The organism is Halobellus rufus, from assembly GCF_000739575.1.
Taxonomy (GTDB): Archaea; Halobacteriota; Halobacteria; order Halobacteriales; family Haloferacaceae; genus Haloquadratum; species Haloquadratum rufum.
Window position 1 is genome coordinate 1 of the sequence record NZ_BBJO01000002.1, and the last position, 19,161, is coordinate 19,161.

Sequence of the window (19,161 nt, forward strand, 5' to 3'; positions counted from 1 at the left end):
CGACGCGCCTACTTTTGGAGTAAGCGCGAGACGGACAGAGGCGGACGGGTGACTTTTTGACCCGGGAGCGTGAGTGATCCCGTATGGTAATGGGCGACATCGCGACGGCGACGGATCTGCTGGTGATCGGCGCGGGGCCGGGCGGCTACGTGGCCGCGATCCGCGGCGCACAGAAGGGGCTGGACACGACGCTCGTCGAAAAGAACGCCTACGGCGGGGCCTGCCTCAACCGGGGATGCATCCCCTCGAAGGCGTTCATCCACGGCGCTGACGTCGTCCACGACGCGTCGAACGCCGAGGAGCTCGGCATCCACGCCGACCCGGCGGTGGATATGAGCCAGATGCAGCAGTGGAAATCGGGCGTCGTCGATCAGCTGACCGGCGGCGTCGAGAAGCTCTGTAAGGCCAACGGCGTCTCCCTGCTCGAAGGGACCGCGGCGTTCGAAGACGAGCACACCGCGCGAATCGCCCACGGCGGCGAGGGGCAGGGAATGGAGACCGTCGAGTTCGAGCACGCGGTCGTCGCGACGGGCTCGCGACCCATCCAGGTCCCCGGCTTCGACTTCGCCGACGAGCCGGTGCTCTCCTCGGAGGACCTCCTGAATATGGAGTCGCTGCCCGAGAGCCTCGTGGTCGTCGGCGCGGGCTACATCGGGATGGAGCTGTCGACGATGCTCGCGAAGCTCGGCACCGACGTGACCGTCGTCGAAATGCTCGACGACGTGCTGCCGAACTACGAGTCCGACGTTCAGCGGACCGTCCGCTCGCGCGCGGAGGATCTCGGCATTGAGTTCCACTTCGGCGAGGGCGCGACCGGGTGGGAGGAGTCAGGCGACGGCGTCGCCGTCTCCACGGAGACCGAAGACGGCGAGGAGTCCGTCTACGAGGGCGACGCGGTCCTGGTCGCGGTCGGTCGCCAGCCCGTGACCGACACGCTCGAACTGGAGAACATCGGGCTCGAACCCGACGAGAACGGCTTCCTCGCGACCGACGACCGCGCGCGGACGGACGTCGAGAACGTCTTCGCCGTCGGCGACGTCGCGGGCGAACCGATGCTCGCGCACAAGGCGAGCGCCGAGGGCATCGTCGCCGCCGAGGTCGCCGCTGGCGAGCCGTCGGCCCTCGATCAGCAGGCGATCCCCGCCGCGGTGTTCACCGATCCGGAGATCGCGACCGTCGGGATGACCGAGGCGGAGGCCGAAGAGACCGGCTTCGATCCGGTCGTCGGCGAGATGCCGCTGCGCGCCAGCGGTCGAGCGCTCTCGATGGGCGAGTCCGAGGGATTCGTCCGGATCGTCGCCGACGAGGAGAGCGGAATCGTCCTCGGCGGGCAGCTCGTCGGCCCGAACGCCTCCGAACTCGTCGCCGAGGTCGCGCTGGCAGTCGAGATGAGCGCGACCCTCGAAGACGTCGCGGGCACGATCCACACCCACCCCACGCTCGCGGAGGCCGTGATGGAGGCCGCCGAGAACGCGCAGGGACAGGCGATCCACACGCTGAACCGCTGACTGTTCTCCGGCCGCATCGCGGCGGCTCCCGACCGACCCAAGGAACTATTTTCCCCGGCGCGGTGTGTCGACTATGACGCAGGAGCGACCGATTCGAAGCGTCGGGATCCACGAGTGGGGAACGCACCCGGTCCCCCCGGAACGCCTCCGCGAGTTGCTCGACGGACGCGACGATCTCGACTGCGAGTTCGAGGTGTGTTCGACCGACGACGCGGCAGACCACGACGGCGTCGTGACGCTGTTTCACCACGACGAGTTCCTCGACGGCGTCGAGTGGGTCCACAACGTCCGCTCGGGCTACGAGGACTTCCCGCTGGACGACTACCGAGACCGCGGCGTCGTGATGACCAACAGCACCGGCGTCGCCGGCGACCTCGTCGCCGAGACCGTCACTGGACTCGTGCTCACGCTGGCGAAGGGGCTCCACCGGTTCCGCGACCAGCAGCGCGACCGCGAGTGGGCGCGGCTCTCGTGGGAACGACCGTTCGAGGTCGGGAAGTCGTCGGCCTGCGTCGTCGGCTTTGGCGAACTCGGCGGGAGCGCGGCGACGCGGCTCGGCGTGTTGGGAATGGACGTCGACGGCGTCGACGTCCGACCCGTGTCGGGGCTCGGACTCGGCCGCGTGTACGACCCCGCACAGATCGAGGAGGCCGTTTCCGACGCGCGGTTCGTCGTGCTCACGACGCCGCTGAACGAGTCGACCCGCGGGCTGGTGGATCAGTCGGTCTTCGAGGCGATGCGCGAGGATGCCTACCTGATCAACGTCAGTCGCGGCGAAATCGTCGTCGAAGAGGATCTCGTCGAGGCGTTGGAAACCGACGAGATCGCCGGGGCGGCGCTGGATGTCTTCTACGACGAACCGCTTCCGGAGGACGCGCCGTTCTGGGAGATGGACGACGTCGTCGTCACGCCGCACGCGGCGGCACAGGCCGATACGTACGGTGACCGGATCGCGGATCTCGTCGCGACGAACGTCGACCGCCTGACGAACGGCGGCACGCCGTGGAACCGTGTCGTCTGACCCGTTCTGCGATACAGACGATCGATTTGTTCCCCTCTGACGAAAGTACGTATCTGTAACGCGAAGTTTTTGTCTGGAAATTCGCAGAGCACGAATTGAGATTCACTCACAGCGAACTAATACCACACCATCTTTTGTTTTGAACCGCACTGGCGGCGTAGTACGTCACGATCCGAGAACTCACCATCGTAGCAACGCAATACGTTCGTATTTCGCGAAACAGTGTTCTCTATCTTGTTCACCGCGTGCTCACGAGTGCGTCTGGTTCAGTTCGATGATGTTCGCCGCGCGTCGAAGTTCCGGGAGGATCTCCGAGTCGATTCTGTCTTGGTCCATCCGACTCACCGGACCGGAGACGCTCAGTGCGCCCGTGATCGTGTCGCCGCTCAGGACCGGCACGGCGACGCAGTTGAGCCCCTTGATTCGCTCCTCTCTGTCGTAGGCGCACTCGCGCTGCCTGATCTCCGCGAGCGCCTCGAACAACTCCTCGCGCTCGGTGATCGTCCGCTCCGTCTTCGCCGGGAGGCCGTGTCTGTCGATGATCTCCTCGACGCGCTCGCGCGGTAGGTAGGCGAGAATCGTCTTTCCGAGCGCCGTCGTGTGCAGTCTGACCGACTGTCCGGTGTAGGAGTCGAGGCTGACGGCCTGGTCGCCGCGGTCGCGCGCGAGGAACACGCCGAGGCCGTGCTCTTCGACGAGGAGGTTGGCGTACTCGCCGGTCGCGTCCGCCAACCGCTTCAGTTCGGGCGTCGCGACCGAGAAGAGTCGCTCGCGGGACCGTGCGTACCCGCCGAGGTCCAGAAACCGGAGGCCGACCTCGTACTCCCCGTCGGTCTCGACGACGTAGCCCTCGTGTTCGAGCGTCCGGAGGTAGTTGTGCGCGCTGCTCTTCGGGATGTCGAGGAGGTCCGCGAGTTCGGTCACCGTGGCTCCGTCGTGTGACTTCAGCGTCTCGACGATCCGAAACGTGGTTTGTGCGGTTTTCACCGGCGTCTTCGGCTCCGTCTGATTGCTCATACGGGAGCCGACACCGTTCACCATCTTAGTTTTTCTGTTCGGGCATTACGAATTTCCGTTTCCGAGGTCGGGACTACTACGACACGCGGTAGACCGCGAGTCGGACCCCGTTCGGTTGTCTCGTCCCGGACGCGACGAAGACGCTCTCGGTCAGCCACTCCAACTCGGGGGCGGCGGTCTCGAACTCCGGAACCGAGCAGAAGTAGACGTCCTCGGGATCGACGGGTTTCCCGTCTCGGAGTCGCTTGCTGGTTTCGAGGTCGGCGAGTCGCATCCCCTTGTTTTCGACGTACACCCGATCGCCCTCGGTCGTCTCGAAGGCGTACTTCGCGACGAGTTCGGTCGGTCGCCGCTCCCGATAGAGCTGATAATCCGCGCCCGCCTCGAGGACCGTGCCCTCCACGCGACCCGTGACCGTCCCGCCGAGAATGGGGATGATCCGCCGCTGGCCGTCGCCCGTCTGGCCGATTTCGATCGGCGATTCCACGTCGATCTCCAGTTCCATCACGCGTTCGAGACCCAGTTCGAGGTTCGGATCGTCCGTCTGCCAGCTTTCGTCTGCCATACGTTCGCTGTGGTGCCAATCCACATAATCGTTGTGTGGCCTTCACCGTGGACTGGCATCGTCCGCTGCGGCTGCCGGACATAACATATGTACTGATGTTATCTGTGGTCCCCGTCTCGCCGGAGTATAAAATATAATTAGTAAGAAGAAATTTATTAACAAATAATATATCATTAAATCTCGAAACCCTCTAAATCCAGCACTAAAGTGTTGAAATAAGTTCTTAGTCTGAATACGTTATTGACTAGTAGTTCTATATATACGAAAAATTAGGACCGTTACGGGCGAATCACACGTGGAAATTAGTCACACAGCGGCCGTTCGAATCGGGCCGGCCGTCTAGAACAGCGCCTCGGATTCCGAGAGGATCTCTGCGGGGCCGCCGACGCTCCAGACGTCGGTGTCGACGCCGACGTCGGCGACGGCGGATTCGACCAGCTCGACGTGTTCGGCGGTCGTGTTGACGTAGACGCTCGCGCCGGTGTCCGTCGAGAAGTACACCGGGATCTCCTCGTCCTCGCGGAGCTCTCGGACGGCGTTGAACACCGCGATCGTCTCCGGTTGCCAGTAGACCCAGCCCGCGGGGCCGGTCATCGTCGTCGCCGTCAGCGACAGCGAGTCGTGCTCGGCGAGTTCGAACGCGCGGTCGAAGTCGGCCTCGAAGAGCGCGTCCCGCATCGAGTCGATCTGGTGGTGAACGTGCGCCATCCGCGCCTGGAACATGTGGCTCTCGGCGGCCTCGCGGTGCGCCTCCTCGGTCTCCTTGTACGCGGGAACGTGCGCGGCGACGATCCGGAGGTCGTCTTCGAGATCCGTCTCGATGCGCTTCGATCGGCAGTCCTCGTCGTTCATCCCCGAGTACAGGTGCGAGAACGCGCCGGTCACCGCGCGGGCGGCCGAGGAGGAGCCCCGGCGGGCGATCGTCGAGACGTCCGGGCGCGACAGCCCGAGGTCGGCCGCTTCGGCGAGCGCCATCGCAGCGGCGGCGAAGCCGGACGACGAGGAGCCGAACCCGATGTTCGAGGGGAAGGAGTTCTCCGATTCCAGTCGGACGGCGTGGTCGAACCCCGCCAGTCCGCGGACGTGGTCGACGACGGCCTCGATGCGCTCTGCGCCGCGGCCCTCGACGGGTTCGCCGCCGATCAGGTAGACGTCCTCGTCGGCGTCGGGTCGGAACTCGACGGTCGTCTTCGTGTGGCTCGGCGCGGTGCAGACGCTGATGCTGTCGTGATACGGGAGGCGACGCTCCTCGTCGCGCATCCCGTGGTACTTGATCAGTCCCTGGATCGGGTGCGCCTTCGCGGTCGCTTTCATACCCCTACGCGGGGGAGACGCCGGGTTAAACGTCCCGATACATCGAGCGGGACCGGCGTGTCGAGCCCCCGCTTAGAGACCGATGCCGACGGCGTACGGCCACGCGCTCCCCGCGAGCGCGAGGAAGACCAACGCGCCGCCCAGCAGCGCCACGTTCTTCAGGAAGTTCGTCATCTCCGATTGCTGTTGCTCCTCGGGAACGGCCCAGAAGTCGTGCATCGTCGGCGTCGCGACGACGAGGAACAGGGCGATCGCCCCGGCGGCCAGCGCGGGATAGACGCCCAGTGCGATGCCGAGTCCGCCGAAGAGCAGCATTCCACCGCTGAAGAGCACCGACGCGCGGCCGGCCGGAATCCCCTTCGACTCGGCGTATCCCGCCATCCCTTCGGCGTTCATGAAGTGGTTCAATCCCATAAACGCCAGTACGACGCCGAAGAGGACGCGTCCGACGAGGAACGCGATCCCGGCGGAGCCGGTATCCAGTTGCAGTACCGTCGCGGAGATATCTGGTATCATCTCGTTAGTTGGTAAGGATACGAACTGATATATCGTTTTCCGGACATCGCTGATACCGGGTGACAGTCGTGTAACGGGGGCCGTCCGGCCCGTTCTCGACAGTTCCCCGGGAACGCCGATTCTGTTTGTAGAAATTTACAATACCTTATGTAGCACCGGTCCCATGTCACGGTACCGACCCCGATTCAGCCGCCGACCGGTCGCCTCGGTCGGCATCGCAACCCACCAGGTCCCTCGCAATGAAACGCACATTCGTCATCGCATTTCTCGTCGTATCGCTGCTCGCGAGTTCCGTGCCGGTCGCGGGATACACCACGTCGAACCCGGACATCCGCACGGTCACGCCGAACGCGACCCTCCAGCCCGGGGGCGTCAACGAACTCTCCTTCCAGTTGGTGAACGACCCCGACGGGCCCGACGACGAGGTCCGGACCGCGACGAACGTCCGCGTCCGCCCCGGTAGTGCGGGCCCCATCGACGTCGAAACCGACGAACTGTACGTGCAGTCGCTCGCCGACGGCGTCCCCGCGGACCTCTCGCTCCAGTTGAACGTCCCCTCCGACGTCGAGAGCGGCACGTACCGGATCCCCCTGCGACTCACGTACGAGTTCGATAACGGTGCCGCGGATACTGTCGAACGCCGTACGACGATCTATCTCCCCGTTCGTATCGAACCCGGCCCGCGGTTCTCCGTCGTCGACACGAACTCGACCGCGACCGTGAACGGACAGGGGACGCTCGAAGTGACGATGCAAAACGTCGGCGACTCGGCCGCCCGCGACTCGACGCTCACGCTCTCGACGTCGACCCCGGACGTGACACTCGGGTCGAGCGAGTCGAGCACGCGGTACGTCGACGCGTGGGAGCGCGGCGAGAACCGCACGTTCGAGTTCGAGACGACGGTCGGCGACAGCGCGACCGCCGGCAACTACTCCCTCGGCGCGCAGGTCGACTACGAGAAGCCCGACGGCACCACCGGGTCGACGCCGAGGCTCACCGTCCCGATGGAGACGCTCCCCGAGATGACGTTCTCGGTGTCGAACGTCGAGAGTTCGCTGCGCGTCGGCGAGACCCGAACGCTGAGCGGCACCGTCACGAACACCGGGCCGATCACCGCCGACGCCGCAGTCGTCAACTTCGCCGACCCCGGCCCGACCGTGACGCCGATCGAGACCTCGGTCGCCGTCGGCTCGCTCGCCCCCGGCGAGTCTGCGGACTTCTCGTTCGAGACCGAGGTGACGACGGCCGGCAGCGCCGGACCGCGACAGTTCGATCTCAGCGTCGCGTACCGCGATCAGGCCGACAGACAGCGCGAGTCCGACGCGATCCCGACGCGCGTGGAGGTCGCCCCCGAGACGCCTGAGTTCGACGTCGAACCCGTGAACGCGACGTTCGAGGCCGGCTCCGGCGACGAGTTCAGCGTCACCGTGACCAACACGCGCGAGTACGCGGTCTCGGACGTGTCCGCGAAGATCTACGCCGACTCGCCGCTGTCGACCTCCGACGACGAGGCATACATCGAACGACTCGAACCCGGCGAGTCCAGAGAGATCGTCTTCCAGGTCAGCGCGGGCGGCAGCGCGACCGCGAAGACCTACCCGGTGAAGATGGACTTCCAGTACGACGACGATGACGGCGACACCATCATCTCCAACACCTACCAGGTGCCGGCCGAGGTGACCGAAGGGACCTCCGGCGGGCTCCCGATCGTTCCGATCGTCGCGGTCGTCGTCGTCCTCGTCGCGGTCGGCGGCTTCCTCTACTACCGACGCCGGGGCTGACCGATGCGATTGGACTTCCAGCGGTTCGTCGACTGGGCGGACGACAACATCGTCAACCGCCCGAAGAAAGTGATGCTGGCGTTCCTGCTCGTCACGCTCATCTTCGCCGGCGGGCTCGGCAACGTCTCGACGGAGGCGGGGACCCAGCAGTTCGCCGAGGACATCCCGGCGTCGAACGCGCTCGAACGGATCGAAAACGAGTTCGAGTCGCCGTTCGCGACGAGCCCCGGGAGCACCCAGCTCGTCCAGCGGGACCGCAACGTCCTCTCGAAGCGATCGATGATCGCGATGCTGCGCGCCCAGCAGGCGCTCGAAGAGCGCGACGACATGTACGTCTCCGGCACGTCGTCGTCCGCGGCGGTCGTCGCGCGGAGCATCGATCCGGAGGCGACGACGCTCGACCGGCAGATCACCACGCTCGAACGCGCCACGGCGACGGAGATCGACCGCGCGGTCCGTGAGAACGCCGACAACTCCGCGCTCACGGGGTCGCTGAGCAACGACTTCAACCGCCGGGCGGCCTCGGCGTCGGCGACGATCGGCGTCGTCCAGCACGACCTCCCCGGCGGTTCCGGCGGCGGTTCCGTGGGGCAGTCCGGCGACAGCCCGCTGACGTCGATCCAGAACGACGCCCAGCGGATCATCGACGCGGAACTCGACGCCGACATCACCGTCTTCGGGAGCGGTATCATCGCCGACGAGTTCGGGACCGTCATCACCGACTCGCTGCTCATCGTGACGCCCGCTGCGGTGCTTCTCATCGTCGGATTCCTCGTGATCGCCTACCGGGACCTGCTGGATCTCCTGTTGGGTATCACCTCGCTCGGGATGGCCGTCATCTGGACGTTCGGCTTCCTCGGGCTGGCGGGCATCCCGTTCAACCAGATCATGATCTCCGTCCCGCCGCTGTTGTTGGCGGTCGGCATCGACTTCGGGATCCACGCGATCAACCGCTACCGCGAGGACAGGGCCACCGGACTGGACGTCGAGTCGGCAATGCAGCTCACCACCGACCAACTGCTCGTCGCCTTCTTCATCGTCACCGGGACGACCGTCATCGGCTTCCTCTCGAACCTCGCCTCCGACCTCCCGCCGATCCGCGACTTCGGCATCGTCGCGGGCGTCGGCATCATCTTCGTGTTCCTGATCTTCGGGATCTTCCTGCCCGCGGCGAAAGTCTGGATGGACCGCCGCCGAGAGAACTGGCCGATCCCGACGTTCAGCCAGCGCCCGCTGGGCGAGGAGGGGTCGGCCCTTGGAAAGGTACTCTCCGTCGGCGTGGTCCTCTCGCGGTACGCCCCGGTCGTCGTCCTCGTCCTGGCGCTGCTCTTCAGCGTCGGCGCGGCGGGCTACGCCACCGGCGTCGATACGTCGTTCACGCAGGAGGACTTCCTCCCGCCGGAGGAGGTCTCACCGCTCCTGAAGTCGCTGCCGGAGCCGTTCGCGCCGAGCGATTACGGGGTCGTGGGGACGCTGAACTTCCTCGAAGACAAGTTCACCAGCACACAGGGGGGGTCAGTGACCATATACGTCGAGGGGCGGATGGAGAACGACGCCGCCCTCGAACGGATCCACCGAGCGGGCGAGGACCCGCCCTCGGAGTTCGTCACCGACGGGAACCGCCGCGCGGAGTCGACGAGCATCGTGACGATCATTCGGGATCAGGCGGAGCGAGACCCCGAGTTCGCCGCGGTGGTCGAGCGCAACGACCGGAACGACAACGGCGTGCCCGACGACAACCTCGGGACGGTCTACGACGAACTGGCGGCGTCGTCGGCCGGATCGCAGGCGTCGCAGTACCTCGCGGAGGACCGCCGGAGCGCCCGGGTCGTCTACACCGTATCGGCGGACGCCTCCGACAGCGAAGCGACCGCCGCGGCCGACGAGGTCGCAGACCGGTTCCGCTACGAGGCGACGCCGACGGGCAACACGGTCGTCTTCCAGGAGGTCTCGGACCTCATCTTCGAGTCGGCGATCACGAGCCTCGCGCTCGCGCTGGGGGCGACGGTCGTCTTCTTAGTCTTCATCTACTGGCTCTTGGAGGGGCTCCCGTCGCTCGGGATCGCGAACCTCGCGCCGATCGTCGTCGCGGTCGCCTCAGTCGCCGGGACGATGCGCGTGCTCGGCATCTCGTTCAACGCCTTCACCGCGACGATCCTCTCGCTGACGATCGGGCTCGGGATCGACTACTCGGTGCACGTCGTCCACCGCTTCGTCGACGAGCGGCGCGAGCGGGCGCTGATGCCGGCGCTGCAGCGCACCGTCGTCGGGACCGGCGGCGCGCTCCTCGGGAGTATGGCGACGACGGCGTTCGGCATCGGCGTCTTGGTCCTCGCCGTCCTCTCGGTCCTCGGGCAGTTCGGCGTGTTGACGGCGATCTCGATCATCTACTCGTTCCTCGCGTCGCTGCTCGTGCTCCCCTCGGCGCTCGTCGTGTGGGACCGCCTCGTCAACGGGGACCCGTCGGTGCCGATCGGCCAGCGCGGCGACGCCGCCGGTCCCGCGGCCGACGTCGACGGGACGACGCGGGCTTCTGGCCAGAACCTCTCCGACGGGGGGCAGCTATGAGCCTCGAAGACGAGAGCGTCCCGTCCGAACACGAGGCGGTCGAGTCGCTCGAACGGCTGGGGCTCTCGAACTACGCCGCCCGGGTGTTCGTCGCGCTGCACCGACTCGGGGTGGGGACGGCCAAGCAGATTCACGAGGAGACGGACGTGCCGCGCTCGCAGGTGTACGGTGCGGCCGAGGAACTGCTCGACCGCGGGCTCGTCGAACTCCAGCAGTCGACGCCGAAGCGCTACCGGCCGATGGGGCTGGACACCGCCCGCAGGCGGCTCGCCGAGGAGCTGAAGAACGAGGCGGACCGGGCGTTCTCGTTCCTCGAAGCGCAGCGGCGCGCCCGAACTGAGCAGGAGACGCGCGACGACGTCTGGACCGTTCGCGGTCGCGAACCCGTGAGCGGCCGCGTCGTCGAACTCGCCCAGCAGGCGACTGAGACCCTGCTGTTCGCGGCGTCGGCGCCCGAGTTCGTCTCGGAGGACATCGTCGCCGCGATCGCCGAGCGGAGCGAGAACGGCGTCGCCGTCAGCGTGGTCAGCGAGGACTCGACCGTCAGAGAGCGCTTCGCGGCGCTCGACGGCGTCGACGTCGACGCCCCCCAGGAGTCACAGCCGATGGATTACACCGGCCGGGTCCTGCTCGTCGACGACCGGGCCGTCCTGCTCTCGTCGGTGCCCGCGACGGAGAGCGGCGAGGAGACGGCGATCTGGTCGGCGGACACCGCGATGGCGCGGATCCTCGCGCAGGCCATCGCCGGCAGCATCGACTCGTTCGTTCGCGGGTCTGGCGTCGAGTGGAAGTAGGGGCTGCGGCCGTCGATTCCCGCTCCGTTCACGTGCTCACCGCCGAATCGTGAAGCCCGATTCCCCTTCGGGATCCTCGTACGTCACGTCGACGTCGTCGACCGAGGCGGCCGGGCTTCCCGTCTCACACCACGCTATCATCTCCTCGACGAGCGACTCCGGCCCCTCGAACACCGCCTCGACGCGGCCGTCGTCGAGGTTCCGGACCCAGCCGTCGACGTCGCGCTCGCTGGCCGCATCCCGGGTCGACGCCCGGTAGTACACTCCCTGTACACGTCCGCTGACGTACACGTGCGCTCGGATTCGATCGTCGCTCATCGAGGCAGGGATTCGTTCGGCGGCCGAAAGAGCGTGTCGCCTCCGGTGGTCGGTGAGAGCACACGGAGACGTGGATCGGCCTCCGGTTTAACGAACCACTAGGTGGTGGTGTCCGCCGGTTGTTTCGAGATTGTTAACTTTGGATCTACTTGCCTTCAATTGGCGTACGTTGGTCCTTACAATGTGCGTAGCTAGCGTGAGATAGTTCGAGATGGCTACCGGGGAGCTCAGACGGCCGAGCCGTGACAGTGAGGAACGTGGGGCGATGGCGGACATCGTCTTCGACGCCCTGAGCAATCGACGACGACGACTCGTCGTTCGCGAGTTACGTAAGGCCTCGCGACCGCTCGATATCGGAACGCTCTCGACGCGCATCGCCGCCCACGAGAACGGAATCGATTCGAAATCAGTCACACACGGCCAACGGAAGAGCGTCTACACGTCGCTGCACCAGAACCACCTCCCGAAACTGACGGATGCGGGATTCGTCGCAGCGGATAGGAAGTGGGTCGGACTCAGACTGACGGAGCGCGCGGCGGTGTTGGAGTCCCACCTCGACGACGACGCGCTGCGGATGGAAGATACCCGAGAGATCGACGGCCTCACTCACCGGACGCACGTCTGGTCGACGGCGCTCGCAGTCGGGTTCTCCACGACCGGTGCGATCGCGCTCTATCCCGGCTCGAACCCCTCGAGCGTCCTCCTGGCGACCGTCGTCGCGCTCTGTGCGACGTTCGCGTGTTACTGGTTCGTGACAGACCTCGTCACCTGACTGTCGGTTATTTTGAGCCCGGTGGCCGACTGGGTTCTCTGATTCCGTTATAGAGTGGCTACAGGGCTTGAATAATTCGTTTTTTCGACGTATCGGACTAATACTCACGGTCGCTATCGGGGTAGTTCTGGCCGACCCGGCCGCCCGCAACTGTCGCCGGGATGATACGTATGGTCGATCCAGACAGACACCCTTCGAGATGGTATCGCTATGACGAACGATAGGACAAGACGCGCGTTGGTCCTGCTGGCGACGATTTTTATGATCACGTCGCCGATGGCCGGCGTCGTCGGTGCGTCGGCTGCGACCGGCGCGCACGACGGCGACTTGCGCGCGGCAGACGTCGACGACGGGGCGCTGAACGCGGCCCAAGTAGCCGACACGACCGCGGTCGGGGAGGTGATCGCGCGCGTAAACGCGGGAGGTGACTCCGTGGCGGTCGACAGCGGCCCCGACTGGACGGGCGAGTGGGAGCAGTACCACTCCGGGAGCACCTCGACGTACAGCACGGGCGATTCGATCTCTCTGGACGCCTCAGTTCCGACTGACACGCCCGCAAGCGTGTTCCAGTCCGAAGTGTACGGCGAGCAGGAGTGGACGTTCTCAGACGGAGTTCAGAGCGGTCAGACCTACGAGGTCCGCCTCTACTTCGCCGAGATCTACCAGACCACTGACGGCGATCGGCTCTTCGACGCCACCGTCGAGGGCGAGCAGGTGCTCGACGGCTACGACATCCACGCTGACGTCGGTCACGACGTCGGCGTGATGAAGTCCGCCACCGTCACGCCCGCCGACGGAGAGATCGATATCGGTCTCACCAACGTCGAGGACAACGCGAAGATCAGCGCGATCGAGATCGTCGAGTCCGAACCCCAGCCCGACACGCTCGGTGGACCGTCGGACGTCGACTTCGGAAGCGTGGTCGTCGGCGACGCTGAGAGCGAGACGGTCACGCTGACGAACCTCGGTGGCGACGGCGACGCCGACATCACGATCGACGACGTGTCCGTCTCGGGTGACGGCGCATTCTCGGCTGGAGCGGCGTCGCAAACGACGCTCGCCCCAGGCGAATCCGCCGACATCCCACTCACGTTCTCCCCGGACGACGCGCAGTCGGCGTCGGGGGCCGTCGAGATCACCCACTCGGGGAGTAACTCCCCGCTGAGTATCGACCTCGCCGGCGAGGGAACGAGCACTGCGCAAGTAGGCTTCGGCAAGAGCAGCCTGCAAGGGTTCGATCAGAGCTCACTGACGGCGCTCGAGTTCGGGCCGGACGGTCGGCTCTACGTCGCCAAACAGAACGGGATGGTGTACGCGCTGAACGTCACCCGCGAGGGCGAGAACGACTACAGCGTCGAATCGCAGGAATCCGTCGACCTCGTTCAGGACATCCCGAACCACGACGACTTCGGGAACCACGAGTCCGGTGAGACGGCCCGCCAGATCACCGGCCTGACCGTCGGCGGGACGGCCTCGGAACCGGTCGTGTACGTCTCGTCGAGCGATCCGACGATCGACGTCGGGGAGGACGACGACGACACGGACACCAACTCCGGTGCGATCTCCCGGTTGACGTTCGACTGGGAGAGCGACGACACGTTGAACGGCGTCGACCACGAGGTGATGGTCCTCGGGCTGCCGCGCTCGGAGGAGAACCACGCGACCAACGGCCTCGATCTGGCCGACGACGGCGAGACGCTGTACGTCGCTCAGGGCGGGCACACGAACCAGGGCGCACCGAGCAACAACTTCGGTCACACGCCCGAATACGCCCTCTCCGCGGCCGTTCTCGAAATCGATTTGGCACAGATCGAGACGGACCACCAGCCGAAGAACCTGCAGGACTACGACGCTGACTATCCGAACCTGGACTTCTGGTACGCGATCCCGACGATCCAGAACCACGACGGGACCGAGGGTGACGACCTGCCGTTCGGCGGCAACGACGGGATCAACCAGGCCAAGTGGATCGAGGACGGTCCCGTGCAGGTCTACTCGACCGGGTACCGCAATCCCTACGACCTCGTCCTCTCGGAGGACGATCAGCTGTACGTCATCGACAACGGTCCCAACGGCGGCTGGGGCGGCCAGCCCGTCAACGAGGGTCCGGACGGGATGTGTACGAACGAGCCGAACGATCCCGGTGGCGGCTCCGGTGACCAACTCCACCTCGCGACCGAGGGGTCCTACGGCGGTCACCCCGCCCCGATCCGGGCGAATCCGACGGGCGCTGACATCTACGACGCCGACGGGAACGTCATCTTCGACATCAACGAGTCGAACAGTCCCGTCCCGGCTTCGCAGGTGAACCCGATCGAGTGCGACTACCAGAGCCCCGACGAGGACAACTCGCTCGGAGACACCTTCGGCTGGACCGGCGGTATGGACGAGTACACCGCCTCGAACTTCAGGGGCGCGATGCAGGGCGACCTGCTCGTCGTCGTCGGAGCCAGTTCCGTCGAGCGCGTCCAACTCGACGCCAGCGGGACGAGCGTCACCGAGCAGGAGAGCAACTTCTTCAGCGACATCAGCGCACTGGGCATCGCCGCACAGGGCGACGAGGGTCCCTTCCCGGGAACCGTCTGGACCGCCCGCGGTGATCTCACCGTGTTCGAGCCGAACGACTACGAAGGCACCGGCGACGGCCAGCAGTGCACCGGTGCCGACGACCCATCGCTCGACGAGGACGGTGACGGCTACGACAACGCCGACGAGATCGACGCGGGATCGGACCCGTGCTCGGCCGCCTCGACGCCGCCCGACTTCGACGACGACGGCACGTCCAACGTGAACGATCCGGACGACGACAACGACGGACAGCCCGACACGAGCGATCCGTTCGCGGTCGATCCAGAGGACGGGACCACGACGACGCTCCCGATTCAGATGGACTTCTCTGAGACGGAGCTGTTCGGCGAGAACGGCCAGGGTTGGACCGGCCTGATGACGAACGGCCAGACCGATTACCAGGACCTGTACGACCCCGACCAGATGACGGTCGGCGGTGCGGCGCAGGTGCTTACCGTCGAAGACGTGCCCGCCGGTGACGCGACGAACGACGACCAGCAGTACGCGTTCCAGCGCGGGTTCGACGCGCCCGAGGAACCCTTCACGGTCTCGACGACGGTGAACGGTCTGCCCGAGAACCCCTCGGACTACCAGTCGCTGGGGATCTACATCGGCAACGGCGATCAGGACAACTACCTGAAGCTGGTCGCCGCCGCGAACGGCGGCACCGGGGGCGTCCAGTTCGCCGGCGAGACCGATGGCTCCTTCGAGAGCGTTCAACAGCCCGACGACTCGGCTGTCGCGGGCTCCGACAGCGACACCGACCTCGAAATGACGGTGTACCCGAGCAACGACACCGTCGAGGCGTACTACACGCCCGAGGACGGCGAGGAGACGTACGTCGGTTCGACGACGATCCCCGGGTCGTGGCTCGACAGTTCGGACGGCAACGGCACCGCGGTGGGCGTCATCTCGACGTCCTACCAAGCCGGGTCGACGTTCGACGCTACGTGGACGAATCTCGACGTCGAGTACGTGACCCCGCCGGAGAACCAACCACCAGTGGCCGACGCGGGCGCTGACGTCACCGTCGACGCGGGACAACAGGTCACGCTCGACGCCTCGGGATCGACCGACCCCGACGGCGACGACGACGCGCTCGGCTACACGTGGACGCAGACCGCCGGAACGCCCGACGGACTGCTGGACATGAGCGACGGAGAGCAGGTGTCCTTCACCGCGCCCGACGTCGATTCGGAGACGACGTACACCTTCGAGGTGAGCGTCTCCGACGGCCAGGACAGCGACACCGACACGGTGAACGTGACGGTGCAGCCCACCGACGACTCCGGCGACGGGCCGACCGACGGCGAGGTCCTCTACCGCGTGAACGCCGGTGGCTCCGAGACCGCGGCCAGCGATGGTGGCCCGTCGTGGAGCGCGGACACCGATGGCAGCCCCTCGCCGTACGTCAACGCTGACGGAGACAACGGGCTCAACACCTACAGCACGGACGACACCGTCTCCCTCGATAGCTCGGTGCCCGCGGACACGCCAGCGTCCCTGTTCCAGACGGAGCGGTACGACGTGAACACGACGGGCTCGGCGGCGGACGACACCGAGATGCAGTGGTCCTTCGACGTCCAACAGGGCGAGACCTACGAGGTCCGCCTCTACTTCGCCGAGATCTTCCTCGACGCCTCGAACGTGGAGTCGCAAGGGCCGCGGACCTTCGACGTGACTGTCGAAGGCGACACGGCGCTGGACGACTACAACCTCTACGACACGTACGGACACGACGTCGGAGCGATGGAGTCGTTCGAGGTGACGCCCGCTGACGACAGCCTCGACGTCGAGTTCCTCCACGGACAGGAGAACCCGAAGGTGTCGGCGATCGAGGTCGTCGCCGTCGACGGTGACGAACCGCCCGCGGACGGCGATCTGACCGTCGCCGAGGCCGTGGCGATGGGCGGCGAGAACGACTCACAGATCGAAGACGCGGAGATCCAAGAGGCGATCAACTGGTGGTCGACGGACGCCGAGGTTCCCAACACCGGCGGACAGACCGTCGGTGACGCCGAGATACAGAGCCTCATCAACCTCTGGGCGACCGACGCTGCGGTCGGTGAGGGTGACGACGGCGGCGACGAGGACGGGACGACCGGATCGGCGTTCGTCGAGGTCACGCCCGACTCGGGCGTCGAGGCGTCTACCTACGGGGGCGGCTCCTTCGAAGTCACGAACACTGGCGACGAGCAGGTCTCGTCGGTTACCTTCGACCTCTCGTCGTCGGCGATGCCCGACGTGGTGTTCGATCCCGAGGGGACCGCCGGCGACCAGGCCGCGAAGGGACTGAATATCGACTCGCAGTCGGGTGACGGCGTCGGCGTCGTCAGCACCGACGACGGGGACGTGTTCAGCCAGCCGCACAACGGCGTGAACGGGTCCGACGGCTACGACGTGATGACCGTCGAGTTCGACGACTTCGACCCCGGTGAGTCGGTGTCGTTCTCGGTCGACAACGATCCGACGAGCATCAAGGACGCGAGCATCTCCTCCCAAGAGGCGGGTCCGATCTCCGGGCTCGAACTGGCCCGCTCGACGGTGAGCGTCGAGTACGCCGACGGCGGCGTCCAAGAGACCCAGCTGTTCGGTGACGGCAGCGCTGGCGGCGCGCAGGCGACCCTCGACGAGTCGGTCGCGTCGGCACCGAGCGTCGACGTGCAGGACGTCGCCCTCGACGACGCCGCGCTCCGTGACCACCACAGCGCGGCCACCGTTAGCGAGGCAGACCAGACCGTGACCGTCACGGGCGACCCCGGGGCGACCGTCACGCTGCTGCACTTCGAGGGCGAACTCGAACTGAGCAACGTCCCCGAGTACGACGGCACGCCCGGGTACGACGTGGAGGCCTACGAGGCCAACAAGATCGAGCAGGTGAACTACGAGACGGTCACGCTCGACTCGAGCGGCGAGGCCGAAGTGCCCGTCACGCTGCTCAACTCGACGGACGTCGGCGGGTACAACTACCTCGTGGCCGCGCAGGGTGAGCCCGACGCGGACACGGGGCTCGCCTCGAACGTCGTGGTCCTGCACTACGACGAGAGCGCCGGCGACGGCGGTGAGCCCGATCAGCCGAGTGACGTCGCCTTCGCCGTGAACGCCGGTGGCGACGAGTACACGGCTTCTGACGGCACCGTCTATCAGGCCGACACCAACTTCGACGGCGGCGACACCTACAGCACGACGCAGTCGATCGACGGCACGCAGGACGACGAACTCTACCAGACGGAGCGCTACGGCGGCGCTCCCGGTTCGGACCCGCTGAGTTACGACGTCCCGCTCGATGACGGCGAGTACGAGGTCACCCTCCACTTCGCCGAGATCTATCAGGGCGTCGCCGACAGCGATTCGCCCGATTCGACCGGTCCGGAGGACGGCACGAACGAGAACGACCGCGTGTTCAACGTCAGCATCGAGGGCGAGCAGGTCCTCACCGACTACGACATCTTCGCCGAAGTTGGCCCGCTGACCGCGACGCAGGAGACGTTCACGACAGAGGTCACCGACGGCGAACTGAACGTCGATTTCGCGGCGACCTACGACAACGCGAAGGTCAGCGCGATCGAGATCACGGAAGTCGACGGCGACGGGAACGGTGACAGCGGCGACGAGAACGCCGCACCCACGATAGACGCGATCGACGACCAGACGGTCACCGAAGGTGAGTCGGCGAACGTCTCGGTCACCGCCCAGGACCCCGACGGCGACTCGCTGGTGCTCGCGGTGAACGGTCCCGACTTCGTCGATCTCTCGAACGGCGACGTAACCATCGCTCCCGAATCGGGCGATGCGGGCACCTACACCGTCGAAGTCACCGCCACTGACGGCAACGGCGGCACTGCGACGGAGTCGTTCCAGGTGACCGTCGAAGAAGCCGAGGAGCCCCAGCCCGCGCAGGTCCTCCACCGCGTGAACGCCGGTGAGGACACCACGGTCGACGCGACCGACGACGGCCCCGACTGGACGGGCGTCGCCGACACGAACTCGCCGTACCTCGCGTCTGTCGCAAGCACCAGCGCCGGCAACTTCTGCGGCGGCGACGACGTCTCTCCCGGCAGTGACGTCCCTTCGACCACGCCCGACGGGGTCTGGGACTGCGAGCGTTACGGGAACTCCACGTGGGAGTTCACCGTCGACGACGGAGCCGACGTCGACGTTCGCCTCTACTTCGCCAACTCGTTCGACGGGGCATCTGAGCCCGGCGAGCGGCAGTTCAACGTCTCCGTCGAGGGCGATCAAGTGCTGACGCAGTACGACCCCGTGGCCGACGTCGGTCACGCGACGGGAGCGATGAAAGAGTTCGCGGCGACCGACGACGGCGACGGCACGATCACGATCGACTTCGAGACGGGAACGGCCGAGAATCCCGAGATCAGAGCCATCGAGATCATCGAATCGGAGGAGGGCTCCCAGTAG

At 66.1% G+C, this 19,161-nt stretch carries 12 protein-coding genes; 7 read left to right on the forward strand and 5 right to left on the reverse strand.

The annotated features are described in order from the left end of the window. The first annotated feature begins 83 nt into the window (after window positions 1-83). Together lpdA and ACP99_RS00680 are read left to right on the forward strand one after the other, a co-directional pair. Window positions 84-1,508: a dihydrolipoyl dehydrogenase gene (gene lpdA, locus ACP99_RS00675; protein WP_049984752.1), complete on the forward strand. Its 1,425-nt coding sequence runs from the start codon at window positions 84-86 to the stop codon at window positions 1,506-1,508. A 73-nt stretch (window positions 1,509-1,581) separates the two neighbouring features. Continuing rightward, the gene (locus tag ACP99_RS00680) at window positions 1,582-2,529 is read left to right on the forward strand and encodes a D-2-hydroxyacid dehydrogenase (protein WP_049984753.1); all 948 of its coding nucleotides are present in this window, start codon (window positions 1,582-1,584) and stop codon (window positions 2,527-2,529) included. Between the two features lie 249 nt (window positions 2,530-2,778). Here the strand turns inward: ACP99_RS00680 and ACP99_RS00685 are convergent, their stop codons facing one another. From ACP99_RS00685 to ACP99_RS00700, 4 genes are all read right to left on the reverse strand, one after another. Continuing rightward, window positions 2,779-3,546: an IclR family transcriptional regulator gene (locus ACP99_RS00685; protein ID WP_049984929.1), complete on the reverse strand. Its 768-nt coding sequence runs from the start codon at window positions 3,544-3,546 to the stop codon at window positions 2,779-2,781. Window positions 3,547-3,622: 76 nt separating this feature from the next. After that, window positions 3,623-4,111, reverse strand: coding sequence for a DUF3237 domain-containing protein (locus ACP99_RS00690; protein ID WP_049984754.1), 489 nt, complete (start codon window positions 4,109-4,111; stop codon window positions 3,623-3,625). Window positions 4,112-4,450: 339 nt separating this feature from the next. Next, on the reverse strand, window positions 4,451-5,425 hold the full coding sequence (mvaD, locus tag ACP99_RS00695) for a phosphomevalonate decarboxylase MvaD (protein ID WP_049984755.1): 975 nt from the start codon (window positions 5,423-5,425) through the stop codon (window positions 4,451-4,453). A gap of 72 nt (window positions 5,426-5,497) precedes the next feature. Further along, window positions 5,498-5,941, reverse strand: a complete 444-nt coding sequence (locus tag ACP99_RS00700; protein WP_049984756.1) for a DoxX family protein — start codon at window positions 5,939-5,941, stop codon at window positions 5,498-5,500. A 239-nt stretch (window positions 5,942-6,180) separates the two neighbouring features. Between ACP99_RS00700 and ACP99_RS00705 the strand changes: the two genes are divergently transcribed. From ACP99_RS00705 to ACP99_RS00715, 3 genes are read left to right on the forward strand one after another with little or no spacing between them, the layout of a single operon-like run. After that, window positions 6,181-7,722, forward strand: coding sequence for a COG1361 S-layer family protein (locus ACP99_RS00705; RefSeq protein ID WP_049984757.1), 1,542 nt, complete (start codon window positions 6,181-6,183; stop codon window positions 7,720-7,722). Window positions 7,723-7,725: 3 nt separating this feature from the next. Continuing rightward, on the forward strand, window positions 7,726-10,290 hold the full coding sequence (locus tag ACP99_RS00710; RefSeq protein WP_049984758.1) for an efflux RND transporter permease subunit: 2,565 nt from the start codon (window positions 7,726-7,728) through the stop codon (window positions 10,288-10,290). Then, entirely contained in the window at window positions 10,287-11,084 is a 798-nt protein-coding gene (locus ACP99_RS00715; protein WP_049984759.1) for a TrmB family transcriptional regulator, read from the forward strand. The genes ACP99_RS00710 and ACP99_RS00715 overlap by 4 nt, the downstream gene beginning before the upstream one ends. A 36-nt stretch (window positions 11,085-11,120) precedes the next feature. On the opposite strand, the gene ACP99_RS00720 is transcribed toward ACP99_RS00715, so the two are convergent. Beyond that, window positions 11,121-11,402: an acylphosphatase gene (locus ACP99_RS00720; RefSeq protein WP_049984760.1), complete on the reverse strand. Its 282-nt coding sequence runs from the start codon at window positions 11,400-11,402 to the stop codon at window positions 11,121-11,123. Between the two features lie 211 nt (window positions 11,403-11,613). Between ACP99_RS00720 and ACP99_RS00725 the strand changes: the two genes are divergently transcribed. Together ACP99_RS00725 and ACP99_RS00730 are read left to right on the forward strand one after the other, a co-directional pair. Continuing rightward, on the forward strand, window positions 11,614-12,174 hold the full coding sequence (locus tag ACP99_RS00725) for a DUF7344 domain-containing protein (RefSeq protein WP_156105568.1): 561 nt from the start codon (window positions 11,614-11,616) through the stop codon (window positions 12,172-12,174). Between the two features lie 210 nt (window positions 12,175-12,384). After that, window positions 12,385-19,161: a malectin domain-containing carbohydrate-binding protein gene (locus ACP99_RS00730; RefSeq protein WP_081927008.1), complete on the forward strand. Its 6,777-nt coding sequence runs from the start codon at window positions 12,385-12,387 to the stop codon at window positions 19,159-19,161.